The organism is Nocardia sp. alder85J (assembly GCF_020176955.2).
Taxonomy (GTDB): Bacteria; Actinomycetota; Actinomycetes; order Mycobacteriales; family Mycobacteriaceae; genus Nocardia.
On the sequence record NZ_JAIUCZ020000002.1, the window covers coordinates 1,037,522 to 1,055,058 of the forward strand.

Annotated in this window: 20 protein-coding genes; 11 read left to right on the forward strand and 9 right to left on the reverse strand. The window is 70.7% G+C overall.

Features of this window, described 5'->3' with window-relative positions; all coding sequences use genetic code 11:
* Positions 1 to 48: 48 nt before the first annotated feature.
* A complete protein-coding gene (locus tag LBW94_RS10795) occupies positions 49 to 828 on the forward strand; it encodes an ABC transporter permease (RefSeq protein WP_225053858.1) in 780 nt (259 codons plus the stop codon).
* A gap of 121 nt (positions 829 to 949) precedes the next feature.
* On the opposite strand, the gene LBW94_RS10800 is transcribed toward LBW94_RS10795, so the two are convergent.
* A complete protein-coding gene (locus tag LBW94_RS10800) occupies positions 950 to 1,288 on the reverse strand; it encodes an RNA polymerase-binding protein RbpA (RefSeq protein WP_225053592.1) in 339 nt (112 codons plus the stop codon).
* 196 nt (positions 1,289 to 1,484) lie between these two features.
* Between LBW94_RS10800 and LBW94_RS10805 the strand changes: the two genes are divergently transcribed.
* On the forward strand, positions 1,485 to 1,811 hold the full coding sequence (locus tag LBW94_RS10805) for a hypothetical protein (RefSeq protein WP_225053593.1): 327 nt from the start codon (positions 1,485 to 1,487) through the stop codon (positions 1,809 to 1,811).
* Between the two features lie 3 nt (positions 1,812 to 1,814).
* Here the strand turns inward: LBW94_RS10805 and LBW94_RS10810 are convergent, their stop codons facing one another.
* Positions 1,815 to 2,252, reverse strand: coding sequence for a PaaI family thioesterase (locus LBW94_RS10810; RefSeq protein WP_416276870.1), 438 nt, complete (start codon positions 2,250 to 2,252; stop codon positions 1,815 to 1,817).
* Between the two features lie 123 nt (positions 2,253 to 2,375).
* On the opposite strand from LBW94_RS10810, the gene LBW94_RS10815 reads away from it, so the two are divergent.
* Positions 2,376 to 3,698 (forward strand): PLP-dependent aminotransferase family protein, encoded by a 1,323-nt coding sequence (locus tag LBW94_RS10815; protein WP_225053596.1) that lies wholly within the window; start codon positions 2,376 to 2,378, stop codon positions 3,696 to 3,698.
* Between the two features lie 139 nt (positions 3,699 to 3,837).
* Here the strand turns inward: LBW94_RS10815 and LBW94_RS10820 are convergent, their stop codons facing one another.
* A complete protein-coding gene (locus tag LBW94_RS10820; RefSeq protein ID WP_225053860.1) occupies positions 3,838 to 4,542 on the reverse strand; it encodes a M23 family metallopeptidase in 705 nt (234 codons plus the stop codon).
* Positions 4,543 to 4,714: 172 nt separating this feature from the next.
* Entirely contained in the window at positions 4,715 to 5,701 is a 987-nt protein-coding gene (locus tag LBW94_RS10825; RefSeq protein ID WP_225053598.1) for a glycosyltransferase family 9 protein, read from the reverse strand.
* A 258-nt stretch (positions 5,702 to 5,959) separates the two neighbouring features.
* Here LBW94_RS10825 and LBW94_RS10830 point away from each other — a divergent pair, with 258 nt between their 5' ends.
* From LBW94_RS10830 to LBW94_RS10840, 3 genes are all read left to right on the forward strand, one after another.
* The gene (locus tag LBW94_RS10830) at positions 5,960 to 6,253 is read left to right on the forward strand and encodes a hypothetical protein (RefSeq protein ID WP_225053599.1); all 294 of its coding nucleotides are present in this window, start codon (positions 5,960 to 5,962) and stop codon (positions 6,251 to 6,253) included.
* A gap of 100 nt (positions 6,254 to 6,353) precedes the next feature.
* Positions 6,354 to 6,704 (forward strand): hypothetical protein, encoded by a 351-nt coding sequence (locus tag LBW94_RS10835; RefSeq protein ID WP_225053601.1) that lies wholly within the window; start codon positions 6,354 to 6,356, stop codon positions 6,702 to 6,704.
* A 167-nt stretch (positions 6,705 to 6,871) separates the two neighbouring features.
* Complete coding sequence (locus tag LBW94_RS10840) at positions 6,872 to 7,786, forward strand: hypothetical protein (protein ID WP_225053602.1); 915 nt, start codon at positions 6,872 to 6,874, stop codon at positions 7,784 to 7,786.
* A gap of 100 nt (positions 7,787 to 7,886) precedes the next feature.
* Here the strand turns inward: LBW94_RS10840 and LBW94_RS10845 are convergent, their stop codons facing one another.
* Positions 7,887 to 8,396: a GtrA family protein gene (locus LBW94_RS10845; protein WP_225053604.1), complete on the reverse strand. Its 510-nt coding sequence runs from the start codon at positions 8,394 to 8,396 to the stop codon at positions 7,887 to 7,889.
* A 99-nt stretch (positions 8,397 to 8,495) separates the two neighbouring features.
* Between LBW94_RS10845 and LBW94_RS10850 the strand changes: the two genes are divergently transcribed.
* From LBW94_RS10850 to LBW94_RS10865, 4 genes are all read left to right on the forward strand, one after another.
* Positions 8,496 to 9,272, forward strand: coding sequence for a helix-turn-helix domain-containing protein (locus tag LBW94_RS10850; RefSeq protein ID WP_225053605.1), 777 nt, complete (start codon positions 8,496 to 8,498; stop codon positions 9,270 to 9,272).
* Positions 9,269 to 10,129: a fructosamine kinase family protein gene (locus LBW94_RS10855; RefSeq protein ID WP_225053607.1), complete on the forward strand. Its 861-nt coding sequence runs from the start codon at positions 9,269 to 9,271 to the stop codon at positions 10,127 to 10,129. The genes LBW94_RS10850 and LBW94_RS10855 overlap by 4 nt, the downstream gene beginning before the upstream one ends.
* A 248-nt stretch (positions 10,130 to 10,377) precedes the next feature.
* The gene (locus tag LBW94_RS10860) at positions 10,378 to 10,764 is read left to right on the forward strand and encodes a VOC family protein (RefSeq protein WP_225053609.1); all 387 of its coding nucleotides are present in this window, start codon (positions 10,378 to 10,380) and stop codon (positions 10,762 to 10,764) included.
* A 201-nt stretch (positions 10,765 to 10,965) separates the two neighbouring features.
* Complete coding sequence (locus tag LBW94_RS10865; RefSeq protein ID WP_225053610.1) at positions 10,966 to 11,457, forward strand: peptidylprolyl isomerase; 492 nt, start codon at positions 10,966 to 10,968, stop codon at positions 11,455 to 11,457.
* A 62-nt stretch (positions 11,458 to 11,519) separates the two neighbouring features.
* On the opposite strand, the gene LBW94_RS10870 is transcribed toward LBW94_RS10865, so the two are convergent.
* Genes LBW94_RS10870 through LBW94_RS10880 form a run of 3 tightly spaced genes read right to left on the reverse strand, consistent with a single transcriptional unit; the run spans position 11,520 to position 15,069 of the window.
* Positions 11,520 to 12,014, reverse strand: a complete 495-nt coding sequence (locus LBW94_RS10870) for a phosphoribosyltransferase (protein WP_225053613.1) — start codon at positions 12,012 to 12,014, stop codon at positions 11,520 to 11,522.
* Between the two features lie 24 nt (positions 12,015 to 12,038).
* Positions 12,039 to 12,749 carry a metal-dependent hydrolase gene (locus tag LBW94_RS10875; RefSeq protein ID WP_225053615.1) on the reverse strand — a complete coding sequence of 237 codons (711 nt, stop codon included), beginning with the start codon at positions 12,747 to 12,749 and terminating at the stop codon, positions 12,039 to 12,041.
* 46 nt (positions 12,750 to 12,795) lie between these two features.
* Positions 12,796 to 15,069, reverse strand: a complete 2,274-nt coding sequence (locus LBW94_RS10880) for a serine/threonine-protein kinase (RefSeq protein WP_225053616.1) — start codon at positions 15,067 to 15,069, stop codon at positions 12,796 to 12,798.
* 174 nt (positions 15,070 to 15,243) lie between these two features.
* Between LBW94_RS10880 and LBW94_RS10885 the strand changes: the two genes are divergently transcribed.
* Positions 15,244 to 15,981, forward strand: coding sequence for an SCO6745 family protein (locus LBW94_RS10885; RefSeq protein ID WP_225053618.1), 738 nt, complete (start codon positions 15,244 to 15,246; stop codon positions 15,979 to 15,981).
* Positions 15,982 to 16,540: 559 nt separating this feature from the next.
* Here the strand turns inward: LBW94_RS10885 and LBW94_RS10890 are convergent.
* Complete coding sequence (locus tag LBW94_RS10890; protein WP_225053619.1) at positions 16,541 to 17,533, reverse strand: BMP family lipoprotein; 993 nt, start codon at positions 17,531 to 17,533, stop codon at positions 16,541 to 16,543.
* Positions 17,534 to 17,537: the final 4 nt, after the last annotated feature.

The following is a 17,537-nucleotide window of genomic DNA, read 5'->3' on the forward strand; positions in this document are numbered from 1 at the left end:
GGGGCTGCCGCGCCGGTGTATCGGCATCCACCGGCCCCGTCGATGCGGCTGTTCCGCGACAGTGCGATCGTCGCCCACCGCAATCTGCTGACCATCCTGCGGGTGCCGACGCTGCTGGTGACGGCCACCATCCAGCCGCTGATGTTCGTGTTCCTGTTCGCGTACATCTTCGGCGCCTCGCTGGGCGGCAGCCAGTACCGGGAGTTCCTGCTGGCCGGCATCTTCACCCAGACCGTGGCGTTCAACGCGGCCTTCACCACCGTCGGCCTGGCCAACGACCTGCAACAGGGCATCATCGACCGGATGCGGACGCTGCCGATGTCGCGGCTGGCGGTGCTGGCCGGGCGCACCCTGTCGGATCTGCTGGTGAACATGCTGGCGCTGGCGGTCATGGCCGGCTGCGGCTACGTGGTCGGCTGGCGGATCAACGACGGATTCGGTGATGCCGCACTGGCTTTCGGGGTGATCCTGCTGTTCGCGTTCGCGATGTCCTGGGTGGGCGCGCTCACCGGGCTGCTGTCGCCGAGCGTGGAGGTGGCCCAGAGTGCGGGCCTGATCTGGTTGTTCCCGGTGACGTTCGTGTCGTCGGCGTTCATCTCCGCCGAGACGTTGCCGGGCCCGCTGCGCGCGGTGGCGGAATGGAATCCGATCACCGCGGTCGCGGCGTCGGGCCGGACGTTGTTCGGCAACGGCGCGCCGCCGTCGTTCACGCCGCCGCGGGGCTGGGCGGCCGAGCACTGTGTGGCGTACTCGGTCGGCTGCTCGCTGGCGATCCTCGCCGTCGCGATCCCGTTGTCGCTGTTGCAGTATCGCCGCGTCGCGCGGTAACCACCGGGCCCCGCCGCGACGAGCGGCGCTGTGCCGACCGGGCCGCACTGTGACGACGGACCGCGGTAACGACGAAGCCGCGCTCACCCGGAGAGGGTGAGCGCGGCTTCGTCATGTCGGTCTAGATCCGCCCGCGGCGGGTCTTGAGCAGTTCCAGACGCTCCTGGAGCAGCTCCTCGAGCTCCTCCTTGGAGCGACGCTCGAGCAGCATGTCCCAGTGCGTGCGCGGCGGCTTGACCTTCTTGGGCTCCTGGCTGGAACCCTCGAGCAGCACGCCCTCCTGGCCGTTACGGCACAGCCAGGTCGCGGGGATCTCGGCGTCGTCGGCGAAGGGCACATCGAACTCTTCGCCGTTGTCGGTCCGGTACCGCGCCATCCGACGCGGCGCCAGGTCGTGGTCGCGGTCGGTCTCGTAGCTCACCGCTCCGAGCCGGCTGCCTCGGAGTACGCGATCTGCCATGGTGTGCGGTCCTCTCTAGCCTGTTCGGCAACGCTCTACACAAGTATGAACGAGCCCTGCTATAAAACAGTTCCCGGCGATGGTCAACCCCGACATTTTAGTGGTGGTGTCACCGTGCGATTGCGGCGACCCCATTCCCGGATCGGGTCGGCGTGCCGCCAGCGTAACGGTTGCGTTCCGGTTAAGGTGTCGGACCATGCCGCGCCGTCTGCTGCTGTCCTGCCTGTGGTGTGGGCGGGAGATCGCCGAATCCGACGTCGGTCGTCGCCGCCGATACTGCCGTCAGTCCTGCCGGCAACGTGCCTACGAGCATCGGAAAGGGCTGGAGGGCACCGGAATTCCCGACGATGCCGTGGTCCTCAGCGCCCAGGAGGCCGCCGATCTGGCCGACCGCTGGTTCGCCGCCCGCTGTGCCGCCGAGGACGTCGCCATCGCTGTCGCCGAGGGCGCCGATGCCCGGGAGCTGGGCCGGCTCACCACCACCCTGGTGTCGCTGACCAAGGATGCGGAGCGATTGCGCTGACCGTCAGCGCCCCGCCGACCGCTGCCCGCGCAGGGTGGTCACCACACTGCTGACCCGCGCCACCGCCTTACCGTCCGCACGGGTCACCACGCACTCCCAATGGGTCAGCGTGCGGCCGTGCTCGACCGCACGCGCGGTGGCGCGCAACGTCTCCCGCCACACCGGCCGCAGGAACACCACCCGCAACTCCACACTGGTGAAACTCTCGCCCGCGGCCACCAGCGTGGAATGCGCGGTGCCGATCGCGGCATCGGCCAGCTCCGTGATCAGCCCGCCGTGCACGGTGCCCTGCTGGTTGCCGTGCCGGTCCGCGTCGGCGTCCACCTCCATCGCCGCCGTCCCGGGCCCGACCTCGACCAGCCGGAACCCGAGCGTGCGCGCGATCGCGGTGGGCGCGGCGAACCGGCAGCTGTCACCGGCACCGAGGGTGCCGTCCAGCAGGCGCCGCAGATAGTCCAGCGGGGGTAGTTCGGTCGAGGTGGTACGCGATATCGAGGTCACGGCCGTGACGGTAGGCAGCGCCGGGTAGGACGATCAATCAATTGTCCTGCGTACAGTGGCGGCGTGTCGACCTATCGGACGGTGGCGCGGGCCCTGGCGGCGCAGATCGGCGACGGCAGCCGCCCGCCCGGCTCCCGGCTGCCCACCCATCGGGAACTGGCCGCCGACTGGGGAATCGCGGTCGCCACCGCCACCCGCGCCTACGCCGAACTCGAACGCGCCGGGCTGGTCGTCGGCGAACCCGGCCGGGGCACCTTCGTGCGCGACCGCCCGGTCCGGCTGACCGCCCCGGGTAACGGCCCCGACGCCGTGTGGGCGGATCTGTCGCTGACCCAGCCGTTCTCGCCGCACCGCGCGCACCTGCTCCGCACCGCGTTACGCGAGCTGGCCGCCACCGGCGACGTGGACGCGCTGCTGCGCCAGCAGCCGCCCGGCGGCCGCCACACCGACCGGCAGGCCGCGGCGGACCACCTGGCCGGGCACGCGATCAGCGCCGACCCGGACCGCGTCGTCCTCACCGCCGGTGTCCAGCACGGCCTGGATCTGGTGCTGCACGCCGCGCTGGCACCCGGCGACGCCGTCGCCGTGGACGAACTGACCTATCCCGGATTCAAGACCCTCGCCGCCGCGCATCGCCTGCGCCTGCTGCCGATCCCGGCGGGGGAGACGGGCACCGACCTCACCGCCCTGGCCGCCGCCTGCCGCCTGCACCGGATCCGCGCGGTCTACACCATGCCAACCCTGCACAACCCGCTGGGCTGGGTGCTCGACGCCGGCACCCGCAGCCGCCTGGTCGCGCTGGCCCGCGAACACGATCTGCTGCTGATCGAGGACGCCGCCTACGCCTTCCTCGCCGACCCCGCCCCACCCGCGCTGGTCACCCTCGCCCCCGAACGCACCTACCGGGTGTCGAGCCTGTCCAAAAGCGTCGCGGCGGGCCTGCGTTTCGGGCTGATCGTCGCCCCCGCACCGGCGATCCCGGCCGTGACCCGAGCCGCCCGCATCACCATGGCCGGACCACCGGGCCTGATCACCGCCCTGGCCACCCGCTGGCTGCGCGACGGCACCGTCACCGCCCTGGAGGCCGCCGCCCGCACCGCCGCCGAACAACACCAGCGCATCCTGGCCCGGGAGCTCGCGGGCCTGCCGATCCGCGCCCACCCGCGCTCCTATTTCGCCTGGCTCCCGGTGGATCCCGGCCAGCGGATGGACCGCATCGCCGCCGAACTGTCCCGCCGCGGCATCCGCGTCTGCACCGCCCACCTCTTCGCCACCACCGCGCACGTCCCGCACGGCCTGCGGCTGGCCGTCGGCTCCCCGGGTCCGGCGGAGCTACCGGAGGTCCTCGCCGTGGTCCGCGAGGTGCTCGACACCATCCCACTGTGAATTCCGTGCTTCCCCGGGCGAGGTCCGCTCCGCGCCGGAGACACACGCTGTCGATGCCGTGGGCCGGTGGCGCCGGGTGCCCTGCGGCGGCGAGTGCCGAAGCGTGTCCGTGCCCGGCGGGCCGCCATGGTCGGTCCGGTCAGCGTGGACCGGTCATACCGCGATGCAGGTCCTTGTCGCGCAGGCGATCCCATGGTGTCGTCGGTACCGGGTCGTCGACGTCGACACCCCGGGCGGCCAGCCACGGCACCGGGTCGATCTTGGCGCCGGACTCACCGGTCCACACCTCGTAGTGCAGATGCGGGCCGGTGGAGAAGCCACGATTGCCGACGGTCGCGATGAGGTCCCCGGCCCGCACCGCCTCGCCCACGGATACCAGGATCCGGTCGACGTGCCCGTAGACACCGATGGTCCCGTCGTCCTGCCGCATCCGCACCCACAGCCCGAATCCGGACACCGGACCGGCCTCGACCACCACGCCGTCGGTGACCGCCGCGATCGGTGTGCCCAGCGCCTCGCCGAAGTCGATGCCCGCGTGCAGCATTCCCCACCGCATCCCGAATCCGGAGGTCAGCTCGCCGGCCACCGGTCGCACCGTGCGCGGCCGGAAGTCCTGGGCCACTTCGAGAATCGGGTCCGGCGGGGCCGATACGGCGTGCGGGTCCAGCGGCCGGGTCGCCGCGGCCAGGGTGTGCCCGAGCGTGCCTGGGCCGCCGGCATGCCCGGCCCCGTGGCGGTCCGCCGCCACCAGCGCGGTCACCGCCGACGCGCCGACCACCGCCGTGATCGCCACCGCCTGGGCGGCCGCGCGCCGGCTGCGCCGCGGCCGCGCCGATCTCAGCACCGGCATCGGGTTCCGCGCACACCCGGCGGCGAGTTCCGCAAACTTCGTGTGAACATCACAGCGCGGCAAAGTACCAGCCACGCCGTCACGGCGAGATAACGACACGCAGATCAGAACTGGTTCTGTCGTGACACTCGGCGCGGTGATGAAATTCGCCGATCGATTGCGGGTATCAACCGACCCGGCGGAATCCGGCCCGTCGGCGCTCGGTCGCCGCACTCGCCAGCGCCCGCCGGTGCAACTGCCCGTCGACCGCCTCGATCACCTGTCCGGTGGTGATCTCCAGCAACCCCGGATCGGGCAGATCGCCGTCGGGTTCGCCGATCCGGCCCGACCACAGCACCGCGTGCCGCCCCAGCAGATGCGGCGGCGGGCCGCCCCGGCTCGGCGAGGTCGGCCCGAACAGCACCACCGTCCTGGTCCCGAACGCGGTCGCCAGATGCGCCACTCCGGTATCGCCGCACACCATCAGCCCGGCCTCCGCGACCGTCGCGGCGAGTTCGATCAGATTCTGCTTACCCGCCAGCACCTGCCGCTGCGGCAGGCCCGCGCGCGCGGCGATCTCCAGCGCCGCGGGCCGGTCGAACTCGTCGCCGGTGAGCACCACCTCGCGACCGGTCACCAGTAGATGGGCGACCACCGCGGCGAACCGATCCGCCGGCCACTGCCGGGCCGCGGCGCCCGCACCGGCGTGCACCACCACGCAATCCCGATGGCTGGTCGTCGAAACCGGCGGCACCAGGCCGAGATTGCGCCGATCGGCGTTCATGCCGTCGGTCTCCAGCAGATGGCACCAGCGATCGACCTCGTGCATCTCCGGCTGCCACTCCGGCCCGCCGACCTCGGGCACGCCCGGGTGACGATAGGTGAGGATGCGCCCCGGCGAGGTCCGGGCCAGTTCGACGATGCCCTCGGCGCCACCGCTGTGCAGATTCACCGCCAGCTCGGGTGGTTCGCCCTCCCAGCGCAGACTCCTGGCATCGGCGGTCGGCGTCAGCTCGTCCACCGACGTGATCAGGTCGACGATCGGCTTGAGTCGTTGTGGCGCGGCCAGGACGAGGTGATCGTGCGGCCGGGCCCTGCGCAACGCCCGCAGCGCGGGCACCGCGGTGAGGAGATCACCGAGCCCGCGCGCACGCAGCACGAGTACAACCGCCACCGCAGCTCTCCTAGCCATCCACAACAGTGACAACGTCTCGACTCCCGCCGGACGGCCCGGCCGCCGGAAGCCACTTGGACATGACTACCCGACGGGCACGCGGCCGAAACGCGAACCGATCCGTGATATTTCATCTGTGATATCACGTTTGTGATATCCGACCGCAATCCGCGGGGAACGGCCTTCCTGCCGCCCCCGCCCCGCCGGTTCGCTAGCCTGGTGTGCACGGGTCGGGATCCAAAGAAATTGGAGGCACAGATGTTTCGTACCGCTGGGTTCGCCGCGGCGGTCGTCGCGGCCGGCGCCATGGGCGTGCTCGTCGCCGGACCGGCGCAGGCCGCCGACGGCACGGTCAGCATCAACGGCAAGGTCTACGACAACCCGACCGGCTGCATCGACACCGGCAATTCGTTCCAGACCATCGTCGGCAACACCACCGACAAGGTCGTCGAGGTCCACGCCGGCCGGCACTGCACCGGTCCGGTCGTGGGTACGGTCGATCCGGCCGGTATCACCATGGTGCCGAACGGCAGCCTGCTGATCGTGGAGTAACACGGTCCGCTCGCGGATCGTCGAGCCGCCGCCGATACGGCGGCGGCTTTTCTACTACTCGGCGTAGTTTTCGCCACGCGATCCACTACGCTGTGCACCCATGACAGTCGTCTACAACCTGGTGGTCGTGACCCACCTCCTCGGTCTCGCCGCCGTCATCGGCGGCTACGCGGCCGGACAGCCCAAGGTCTCCGCCGTCATGGTGTGGGGCGCCCGGGCGCAGATCGTCACCGGCCTCGTCCTCGTCGGCCTCGCCGACTCCGTCCACTCCCTGGACAAACATCTCGACATGGCGAAGATCATCACCAAGCTCGTGATCGCGGTCGCCGTCGCCGCATTCGCCGAAATCGGCCACGCCGACGCCAAGCGCGACAAGTCCCTGCCGTGGATGACCCACGCCGCCGGCCTGCTCGCCATCACCAACGTCTTCGTCGCCGTGCTCTGGCACTGAGCCCCCGCTCCCGCCGGCGGCGTCCCCGAGAACCCGTGCGGGCGTGCAGCATTCATAGCGCATTGACATCGGAAGCGATGTGCCGCACACTCGTCACAGGATCCGGGGACGCCGCCCATCCCGGCCGACCGGACCGGCATATCGGCGAAAGCTGATGGGGGACAACGATGTCCGGCGGTGACAATGACCTGCCCTCGGCCCCCGGCGGTTCGGGCTCACCGGCCCACCCCCATGCCCGGCCATTCGCACCACCCTCGCACCCCCTCCCCGCCACCGGCGGCCTCGCCGCCGACCCGGCCTTTCTCGACCTCGACACCCGCCCCGGACAACGCATCTGGCTCCTGGCCACCTGGCTGTGGTGGCGGCTCGACGAACGTCAACGGCACCGGCTCGGCCACACCGACCTCATCCACACCCTCCGCATCGGTCTCTCGGCCCAAGCCCTGCTGTCCGTCCCACCGCCCGCCCCGCCCCATCTCCGGCCCCTGACGAAACCGCGCGACCTCGGCCCCTCGGTGGATCCCGGTGACGGTCGACCAGTGGCGGACTCCCGTGACCTCCCGCCGTCGGTGAGCTCCGGCGACCCTCGGCCGTCGGTGTGCCCAGGTGACCTCCGGCCGTCGGTGACCTCCGGTGATCCGATGGCGGCCCTGCTCGCGGCGACCGGTGCCCGGACGGTCCCCACGCCGCTGCGCGCCGCCGCGGCACTTGCCGCCCGGCTGCCGGCCCCCGCTGTCGACCGGCGTCTGCACCCCCTGCTCGCCGATCTGCTCGGCCAACTTCCCGCACCGGCCGCCGGAACGCGCCCCGCAGCCCGGTTCCGGCTGCACACCGCCCTGCGTCATCTCGAACGCACTCGCGCCGACCTCGTCGAAACCGCCGCCACCGGAGTCCCGCTCGCCTCCGCTCTGCACGGCTGGATGCTCGCCGCCGTCACCGCCGCCGCCTGCGCGATCGCCGCCGACCCCGAGCGCTACCGGGCCACCGGACTGTTCCCGATCCGGCCCGACACCACCACGACCACGCATCACCACAGCGCCACGCCCGCGGGGCTTGCTGCCCTGCACGGGCCGCCGCTCTGAGCGCGGAGGACAGGGCGCCTGCGGTGCCGAGCGCGAGATCGGCGACAGCACCGAGCGGACGGTACCGGACGGGTCGCCTCGAGTGGGTGCCGCGGCGTGCTCAGAGCACGTCGATATCCTCCACGCGCAACTGCTCCGGGAACACGAACCGCCGCAGCGCCCAGAACCGGAACGCCATCGCCAGCAGCACACCCAGGATCTGTCCGCTCACGAAGTTCGACACCGCCTGCGTCGTGGCGGTCACGTGCGGCACGCGGATGTGGAACAGGTACAGCGCGATCGCCTGCGGAATCAGCGTCACCACGATCGCCAGCGCACTCACCGCGAAGAACAGCGCCGCCTCGTGATGCCGCTGCCGCCCGCCCCGGCTGCTGAACGACCACTCCCGGTTCAGCACATACGACACGATCGTCGCGAACAGCACGCCGAGTGCGCGAGCCGTCAACGGCTTGTCCTGCAAGACCGTGAATTTCAGGGTGTAGACCATCCCGGTATCGACGAACCAGGTGACGGCCCCCACGACCGCGAACTTCATCAGCTCCTGATGCCGGACCAGGGCGGCGCGATAACCGGCGGGAAGTCGATCGAGCACAGGCTGTACCAGCGACACGCCCCCACCCTAGCCGTCACCGGCCGACCCGGCACCCTGTCGGCGGCATTACCTCCCAGGTCATTGTTCCGGGTCCGGGTGGTTCCTACCATCGACGGAATGCACAGCCCGACCGCGGGAGACCTGCTCCGCCACTGGCGTACCACCCGCCGCCTCAGCCAACTGGAACTCGCCGGCCGCGCCGACACTTCGTCGCGGCATCTGAGTTTCATCGAAACCGGTCGCGCCACCCCCAGCCGGCAGATGATCCTGCATCTGTCCGACAACCTGGACATCCCACTGCGCGAACGCAATCGACTGCTGCTGGCCGCCGGCTACGCCCCCGTGTACGCCGAACCCGCGCTCGACACCACCGCCATGGCACCGGTGCGCACCGCCGTCCGGCAGATCCTCACCGGACACGAGCCGTATCCCGCGCTCGCCGTGGACATGCACTGGACGATGGTCGACGCCAACGCCGGGGCCGGCCTGTTCCTCGACGGCATCCCCGACGAACTGCTGACCCCGCCGGTCAACGCGCTGCGCCTGAGCCTGCACCCGCGCGGCCTCGCTCCCCGCCTCACCAACCTGGCCGAATGGCGCGGGCACGTGCTCGACCGCTTGCAGCGGCAGGTCGATGTCACCGGCTCCGCCGACGCCGCGGCGCTGCACGCCGAACTGAGCGCCTATCCGGGCGGCACCGACCACACCGGCCTGCCCGAGCCGGATCAGGCGGTCGTCCCGCTGCGCCTGCGCCACGACGGCCGGGACCTGTCCTTCCTCAGCGTGACCTCGGTCTTCGGCACCCCGATGAACATCACCGTCGCCGAACTGGCCATCGAGTCGTTCTTCCCCGCCGACGCCGCGACCGCCGAGTACCTGCACAGCCGCCGGTGACCGCCCCGACCGCACGTCTGGAAGCGCTGCTGGGCGTCCCGATCGTCGCCGTTGGGGAAGTGGGCCGCGGGCCCACCGGGACGCTGTCCCGCGCCCGCTCGGCCACCGGCGCCGAGTATTTCGTGAAAGCGGCCACTGCACATCGGGATTCCGGCGGTGCGCTGACCGCGGAGGTGGCCGGCCTGCGCTGGCTCGGGCAGGTGGCGCCCGCGGGTCTGATCCCGGAGGTGTGGTCCGACGGTCACGGCCTGCTGGTGCTGCCCTGGCTCACCGAGACGGCCCCCACCGCCGCGGCCGCAGACCGTTTCGGCCGGGAGCTGGCGGCCCTGCACACCGCGTCGCCGGGCCGCTTCGGCGGCGGCTGGCCGGGCTGGATCGCGACTGTGCCGCAGGACAATACGATCGACCCGGGGGAGTGGGGCGACTGGTACGCCCGGCGGCGGCTGGCGCCGCTGCTGCCGGCCGCAGCGCCGCGGCTGGGTGCGCGCGGAGTCGCGCTGCTCGATCGGGTCGTGGCCGAGATCGACCGGTTGGCCGGACCGCCGGAGCCGCCCGGTCGTATCCACGGCGATCTGTGGTCGGGCAATGTGCTCTGGACCGAATCCGGTGTGCGGCTGGTCGATCCGGCCGCGCACGGCGGCCATCGCGAAACCGATCTGGCCATGCTGGCCCTGTTCGGCGCGCCTCGGCTGGACCGGATCCTCGCCGCCTATCGGGAGGTCGCTCCGCTCGCGGACGGCTGGCAGCGGCGCGTGCCGCTGCACCAGCTGTATCCGCTGCTGGTGCACGTGGTGCTGTTCGGCGGTTCGTACGCCGCCCGGACCGTCGCCGCGGCCGAGGCGGTCCTGGGGGAGTAGCGCCCCGGTGCCGGTCGCATCGAAACGCCGTGCGCGGCAACCTCGGATCGTCGTCGTGGCAGACCTGCCCCGGACCGGGCCATCGGAGCGGACCTGACTAAAAAATAATACTATCTAGATATGCGCATCTACGCATTAGAAGCTGTCCATGTCGGAATCGGCGCACGGAATGCGGAAGATCGAAGAAAAGCAGGGAGGGGGGGAGAGTGTCGCCCGGTGGTGGGTGCGTCGCCGACTACGGTCGGGGCATGCAGTTGCGGCGCATCCATCACGTGGCGATCATCGCCTCGGACTACGGGCGGTCGAAGGCGTTCTATACCGAGGTGCTGGGCCTGCGGGTGCTCGCCGAGAACTATCGGGCCGAACGTGATTCGTACAAGCTGGATCTGGCATTGCCCGACGGCGCCCAGCTGGAGCTGTTCTCGTTCCCGGACCCGCCGGCGCGGCCCTCGCGGCCGGAGGCGCAGGGGCTGCGGCACCTGGCCTTCGTGGTGCCGGATGTGGCCGCGGCCCTGGCCGAACTGCGGGCGCGGGGAATCGCGACCGAGGACGTCCGCGTCGACGAGTACACGGGCAAGCGGTTCGCTTTCTTCGCCGACCCCGACGGGCTGCCACTGGAGCTGTACGAGGCGTGAGCCTAGATATTGGCAATTGGGAGATGTAGATATGCGCATCAACGCATGTCTCGACATGAAGTGTGTCGATGCGGACACAACGCACCGATTCGAAAGAGAGCATCGAGGGGGAGGGGAGGGCCCGGTCGGGGGCCGGATTCTCATCGCCGCAGGCCAAGAACGGTTGTCCGGAGCCGGTTCCCGGTCCCATACGATGGCCGAATGACCAAAGTGCTGCTGAATACTTCCGCCGGGGACATCACCCTGGAGCTCGATGAGGAGAAGGCGCCGAAGACCGTCGCCAACTTCCTCGACTACGTGCGTTCCGGCCACTACGCCGGGACCGTCTTCCACCGGGTGATCCCGAACTTCATGATCCAGGGCGGCGGCCTGACCGCCGACATGCAGCAGAAGCCGGCGCCGAACCGGGTGGAGAACGAGGCGAGCAACGGGCTGCGCAACGACAAGTACACCGTGGCCATGGCCCGGACGTCGGATCCGCATTCGGCCAGTGCCCAGTTCTTCATCAACACCTCGGCCAACGACTTCCTGAACTACCCGGGTCAGGACGGCTGGGGCTATGCGGTGTTCGGCCGGGTCGCCGACGGCGTAGCCGTGGTGGATTCGATCGAGGGTGTGGCGACCGGTTCGAAGGCCGGTCATCAGGATGTGCCGAAGGAGCCGATCACCATCGTTGCGGCACAGGTGATCTGATCCGGTTCGGTATCCGTTGATCGGTTCGGCGCCCGGCCACAGGCCGGGCGCCGAACGGCGTTTCAGGCGTCGAGGACGCGGGGTTCGCGGTTCACCACGGGCGGCAGCACCGACCAGGGGAAGTTGATCCAGCGGTCGGTGTGCTTCCAGACGTATTCGCAGTCGACCTCCGAGCGCGGCTTCTGGTAGACCACCGCGCAGCGGACCTCGGCGACCTTGTCACTACAGAAGTCGCGCACCAGTTTCAGGGTGGCGCCGGTGTCGGCGACGTCGTCGGCGACCAGGACGCGGGCGCCGGCCAGGTCGACGGCGCTGGGCACCGGCGGCAGCACGACCGGCATGTCCAGCCGCTGGTCGACGCCGGTGTAGAACTCGACGTTCATGACGTGCAGGTTCTTCACGTCGAGGGCGTAGCCGAGCGCGCCCGCGACGAACAGGCCGCCGCGGGCGATCGAGAGGATCAGGTCCGGCTCGAAGTCGTCCGCGGCGACCTGCTCGGCCAATTCCCGGCTGGCCGTGCCGAACAGGTCCCAGGTCAGTTCTTCACGGTCGGCCATGCGGGCTCCCTTGTGGTCGCGGGCTCAGGGATGGACGGTGATCGAGTACCAGAGCACCGCGAGCGTACCGGCCACGAACAGCGGTGACAGCACCCAGGTTTCGAGCTTGTTGCCGGTGCGGCTGATGATCGGGACGGCGGTCCGGATCTTCAGCGGCCAGAACAGGCGGCAGCCGTGATCGGTGAGGCAGTCGCCGAACAGGTGGATGAACGAGCCGAGACCGACGGAGAACGGTAACCAGGTCGGTTTGTCGGCGATCCAGTGGTCCATCACGAAGGTTCCGGCGGCCGCGATGATCGCCACCGTCGCATAGGAGCGGAACCCTTCGCCGGGCGGGCACAGGTTAAGGGCCCGGACCGCCAGCGCCAGCAGGAAGAAGACCAGGGCGAGGGTGAACCAGCGGCCGAGCCAGTGCACCCCGGCCCAGGTGCCGTACGTGACGAGGGCGACGAAGGCGAAGGAGTGGGTGGCATGCCGATGGCCGCCGGAGGCCCAGCTGATCGCCTTGCAGGCGTAGTGCGAAACCGGTCCCAGCACATGGGAAATGGTGCCGCTGGGGTGATCGGCGTCGGGTAACAGGGCGGCGCCGGCGGTGAGGAACGTGCCCATCACCAGATCGACGGTGCCGAGGTGACCACCCGAGACGACGGGGTAGGTGAGAAACGAAAGTGGCAGTGCGGCAGCGGCTCCGGACCAGGCCAGCGCGCCACTCGTTGCGTGCGAATGTCCTAACATCGCCGACGAGCCTAGCCGATCTTGGTCGGTCGGCCGTGGGAGTTGGTCAGGGATGTGGGCGTGGAACCAGGATACGTTCCAGCGCACGCAGATCCGAGTCCAGGGAGTAGAAGGCGCGCAGGGCGATCGCGAAGCCGAACAGCCCGCCGACGCACAGCGCGATGATGGCGCCGATGACGGCCTGCTGCTGGTCGGCGGTGAGGTACATCAGACCGGCGGGGACACCGATCAGCGGAACCGACGCTGCCACACCGAGATAGCGGCGGCCGCGGCGCAGCAGCCGTTGCAGGCCGATGCGGTCGGCGTCGGTGGTGGGGCCTGCGGCGATCAATGGCGGGTAGTACCAGCGCATCACGAAGAAGGTGACCGGGAAGTAGGTGTAGGCCACCGCGACCGCGGCGGCGACGAGGTTGGAGGCGATGATGTCGACGAGCAGTCCCGGTGGCAGGGAGCCGAGGGTGAGCAGCCGGGCGAGCAGGATCGGCAGGGTGGCGATCCAGCAGGCGAAGGCGACGGCGGCGATGCGGTCGCCGCAGGCGAGGGTGTCGGCGCGGGCGCGGGCGAGGGTGGCGGCGTCGAAGACGCGGCCGCGGCGCAGTCCGTCGGGTACCAGGAAGACGTGCCGGCATCGGTACAGCAGTCCGGTGATGGCGACCGGGACGCCGACGGCGGCGAGGAGCAGGCCGAGGTGGGTGATGTGGGCGGCGGCCGCGGCGCCGAGTTGCAGGCCGATGAGGCGGGTGTTGTGGGCGCCGAGGTAGAGCCCGGCCAGCAATTGCCCGAACATGCTGGAGACGGTGACGACGGGCATGGGCCGCATGCGCAGCCGGGCGCGCAGGCTGTGGGCGGGTGGGTCGACGAGGTCGCGGGCGGCGCGGTCCTGGCTGAGTTCGAGTTGCTGGGCGAGGTCGGCGCCGCTGGCGTAGCGGTCGGCGGGGTCGGGGGCGAGGCAGGTGAGCAGGGCGTGGCGGAGCAGGGCGGGGGTGTCGGTGGGGAGTTCGGCGTGGAAGCGCGGGTCGACGGGCCGGCTGCGGCGTTCGATCATGGCCTGGAGGGTGTGCTCGGTTTCGCCGTCGCCGATGTCGTCGTCGAACGGGACTCTGCCGGTGAGCAATTCCCAGAGGACGACGGCGAGGGCGTAGAGGTCGCTGCGGGTGTCGAGGTCGGCGGCGGAGGCGACGCGGGCGGGGTGGCAGGCGAGCAGTTGTTCCGGTGACATGTAGGGCAGCGAGCCGCCGAAGTAGGCGACCGGGTTGGCGCCGGGCAGGTGGCGGTTGAAGCTGATGTTGAAGTCGGCGAGTTTGGGGTGGCCGTCGGCGGTGAGCAGGACGTTGGCGGGTTTGATGTCGCGGTGCAGGACGCCGTGGCGGCCGGCGTAGTCCAGGGCGGCGGCGAGTCGGCTGCCCAGCCACGCAACGGTTTCCGGCCAGCTGAGGGTGCCGAGTTCGGTGCGGGTGGCCGAGGGGTGGGGTTCGAGGACGCCGCCGGTGGCGGTGGCGGCGTCGACGGCTTCGAGGAGGGTGCCGCCGCCGCGGTGGGCCGGGGGGACGTGGCGCAGCAGTCGCAGTACGCCGAGCAGGGTGCCGCCCGGAATGTATTGCATGTACATGAGTTTGAGGTGCCGGTCGGTGAGGTGGCGCTGGTCGAAGACGCGGACGATGTGGTCGTGGTCGAGTTGGGCGAGGGTTTCCGGTTCGATGCCGCGGTCGTGGGAGATCTTGACGGCGACCAGGCGGCTCATGGTGCGCTGGCGGGCGAGGAAGACGCGGGCGAAGGCGCCTTGGCCCAGGGGTAGCAGCAGGTCGAAGTCGTCGATGGTGGCGCCGGGGTTGATGGTGTCGAGGGCGTCGAGTGCGGTGGGGTCGGCCAGTGCGGTGGTGCGTGGGCCGGGTGCGAGGGTGCTGGGCGGGTGGTCGCCGGGGGTGATGGCGTGGTGGATGCGGGCCATCTGGGTGGGATAGTCGGCGTGGTATTCGTGCAGGTCGACCTGGGTGTGGCGGCTGCGGGCGGTGATCTCCTCGTAGATCAGGTCCGGGGGCAGGGGTGCGGTGGCGAGTTCGGGGAAGCGGTTGCGGTAGTCGGCGAGGCGGGGGGCGTCGTCGCTGCGCTGCCAGCGTTCGTGCAGGTCGATCTTGATGAGTTCGATGAGGGCGGAGCGGCGCAGGGCTGGTTCGGCGGGCAGGTGCGCGGACAGGTCCGGTGGGGTGTCGTGGGAGTGCCAGCGGGCGGCGAAGTCGGCGACGAGGGCCGTGAGCATGGTGCGGGTGGCTGTGGCCCGGTCGGCGCCGTGGGGTGCGGCCGCGGCGTGGTCGTCGTCCATGGTCGGTGCCTCGACATGATTCGGTACGGAAGTTTCCCGGGCCCGGTCCGAGGATAGGCGCTCGGGGTGCCGGGTATCGGGTGTTGGCCGATCTCGTGCCGGTCACTGGCTGGCATTACCTGGAGATAGCGAGCTATGCTTCGGCCGTTGGCGAGGCGTGGAAGGGAGCCTGTCGTGTCGGTGGCGGCCGCGGTGAAGGACTCGATTCAGCGTATCGGGGGCGCGTTCATGTTCTCCCGTGAGGCGCGGAAGTACGGGGAGTCGACGGGGGTGCCCGGGTTCATCGGCCCGTACGCGCGGGGGCGCGGTGGGGTGCTCGGTGATGTGGATGCGGGCGTGGTGGTCGCGGCGTTCGGTTTCCTGGAGCCGGAAACGTTGCGGGCGGCGTGGGATTCGGTGACGGTGCCGTCGGCGGAGGCGGCGGAGGCGTATCTGGGGGTGTGCCAGGATTTCGGGCGGCGCAAGCTGGCCGGGTTCGCGGAGTCCGAGCGGCTGGCGGAGTTGTTGCAGGCGGTGGCCGCGGCGGCGGAGGTGCCGGGGGTGCCGTTGTTCGCGGGGTGGCGGGTGTTGCCGGCGGCGGCGGATGCGCCGGCGCGGGTGTTGCAGTATGCGCATGTGCTGCGGGAGTTGCGGGGCGGGTTGCATCTGATGGCGGTGCTCGCGGCCGGGCTGACCCCGTTGCAGGCGGTGTTGATCTCGGGTTCGCCGTTGAGTCCGGGGCCGATTCAGGCGCGGGCGTTCGGCTGGGCGGAGCCGTTCGAGGAGATCACCGCGGCGACGCGGGCGCGGTGGGAGTCGGCGGAGGCGGTGACCGATGCGTTGATCGCGCCGGCGTTCGCGGTGCTGGGCGAGGACGGTGCGGAGTTGGCCGGTTTGCTGGAGCGGGCGGAGGCGCAGGCGTTCGGGCGCTGAGCGTGACCCGCAGCGTGTCGTTCCGGCGCCCGGCCAGTCCTGACGGCGGCCGCTGAGTCGAGACGCGGTCCCGGGACACCTCCGAGCCGTCGGCGCCGAGTTGCAGGCCGATGAGGCGGGTGTTGTGGGTGCCGAGGAGGCGGTTGTCGTCCGGTGGCGGGGAGGGTCTCCACCGGCGCGAGTTGACATAATGTCAATTATCGGTAGTTGGGGTGGGTGGCGGGGAAGGGGTGAACTGTGTTGTGCGGCATGGTGGTTCGGCGCCGCCGGTCCGGCCCGGTCTCCCCGGCCGTGCGGATCGGCCGCGACTGCGTGTGCGCGCGGCAGGGTGCGCATGTCTCGCATGTACTCCGAATGGACTTGTAGGCGCTTGTGCTCCGAACGGAATGCGTTGGCCCGAGCTGGCTTTCGTGCAGGATAGTAAGTCGTCGGTCGTCTCTCCCCTGCGCCACTTCCCTTTCGATGCGGCGAATCGTCACGGTGACGGAAAAGGTGGGAGATGTTGGAGGGGTTCAGATTTCGGTGATGCCGTCGACCAGCCAGTCGAATCGCGGGCTGTTCAGGTAGGTCTCCTGCGGTGCGAGGCCTGCTGCCGGTTCGGCATAGCCACCGGCGAGGACGGAACCCGCCGGGATGCGTTCGCGGCCCTGATTGTCGTGCAGTGGGCCCGTCCACACGGAGCTGTGCCCGGCGGCGAAGGCGATACGGACGGTGTCGGTGGCGGCGAGGACGGCCGGCGGCAGCCAGGGGGCCGGTGCGGTGTTGCGGACGACGCCGTCGCTGGTGCGCAGGTAGCGGCGGGACGGGAGCGTGCGGCCGGTGAGCAGGCGGGTGAGGGTGTCGAGGTAGAACGGGGTCCAATCGAGGTAGGCCGCGTCGAGGACGCCGTCGAGGGCGGCGTGGCGATCGTCGTGGGCGCTGACGCGGGCCCGGCGGCGAGGGCGGCATGGACGGTGGCCGGGTTCTCGGTGAGATTGCCGCCGATGACGTCGGCGCCGTGCCCGATGAGGGTGGTGACGGCGGCGTGTTCCTTGTCGGCCTGGCGGGGGTCGCGGTAGGAACCGGCCCAGTGCAGCAGGATCCGGACATCGGGGCGGACGGTGCGGGCGCCGAGAGCCCAGGCGTTGGTGTACAGCAGGTCGTGGGGTGAGCGGATGCCCTCGACGGCGCCGAGGACGCCGGTGGCGGTGGCGGCCGCGGCGAGCATGCCCGACAGGTAGGCGTGCTGATCGCGGGCGGCGCGGTAGACGGTGAGGTTGGGGCCGGTGGACTCGCCCTGGCAGTGGACGAAACGGGTGGCCGGGAATTCGGCCGCGACGGTCCGGGTCAGGGGTGCGACGGCGGTGTCGCAGACGAAGATCACGTCGGTACCGTCGGCGGCGAGGGTGCGGGCGCGAGCGAGCCAGTCCTCGCCTTCGCCGAGGTCGGCGGTGGTCGTGGTGGTGACGGCGGCGCCGAAGTGGCGTTGCGCGGCGGCGCGGGCGAGGTCGTGGGCGCGGGCCCACCACGCGTCGATGCTGTTGGCGTGCAACCAGGCGGCGGACAGCGGCACGGAG

Excerpts from the sequence above, each read along its gene's own strand:
- LBW94_RS10800 (WP_225053592.1), bottom strand. The coding sequence starts at position 1,288 with ATGGCAGATCGCGTACTCCGAGGCAGCCGGCTCGGAGCGGTGAGCTAC.
- LBW94_RS10805 (WP_225053593.1), top strand. The coding sequence starts at position 1,485 with ATGCCGCGCCGTCTGCTGCTGTCCTGCCTGTGGTGTGGGCGGGAGATC.
- LBW94_RS10830 (WP_225053599.1), top strand. The coding sequence starts at position 5,960 with ATGTTTCGTACCGCTGGGTTCGCCGCGGCGGTCGTCGCGGCCGGCGCC.
- LBW94_RS10835 (WP_225053601.1), top strand. The coding sequence starts at position 6,354 with ATGACAGTCGTCTACAACCTGGTGGTCGTGACCCACCTCCTCGGTCTC.
- LBW94_RS10840 (WP_225053602.1), top strand. The coding sequence starts at position 6,872 with ATGTCCGGCGGTGACAATGACCTGCCCTCGGCCCCCGGCGGTTCGGGC.
- LBW94_RS10850 (WP_225053605.1), top strand. The coding sequence starts at position 8,496 with ATGCACAGCCCGACCGCGGGAGACCTGCTCCGCCACTGGCGTACCACC.
- LBW94_RS10860 (WP_225053609.1), top strand. The coding sequence starts at position 10,378 with ATGCAGTTGCGGCGCATCCATCACGTGGCGATCATCGCCTCGGACTAC.
- LBW94_RS10865 (WP_225053610.1), top strand. The coding sequence starts at position 10,966 with ATGACCAAAGTGCTGCTGAATACTTCCGCCGGGGACATCACCCTGGAG.
- LBW94_RS10870 (WP_225053613.1), bottom strand. The coding sequence starts at position 12,014 with ATGGCCGACCGTGAAGAACTGACCTGGGACCTGTTCGGCACGGCCAGC.
- LBW94_RS10875 (WP_225053615.1), bottom strand. The coding sequence starts at position 12,749 with ATGTTAGGACATTCGCACGCAACGAGTGGCGCGCTGGCCTGGTCCGGA.
- LBW94_RS10880 (WP_225053616.1), bottom strand. The coding sequence starts at position 15,069 with ATGGACGACGACCACGCCGCGGCCGCACCCCACGGCGCCGACCGGGCC.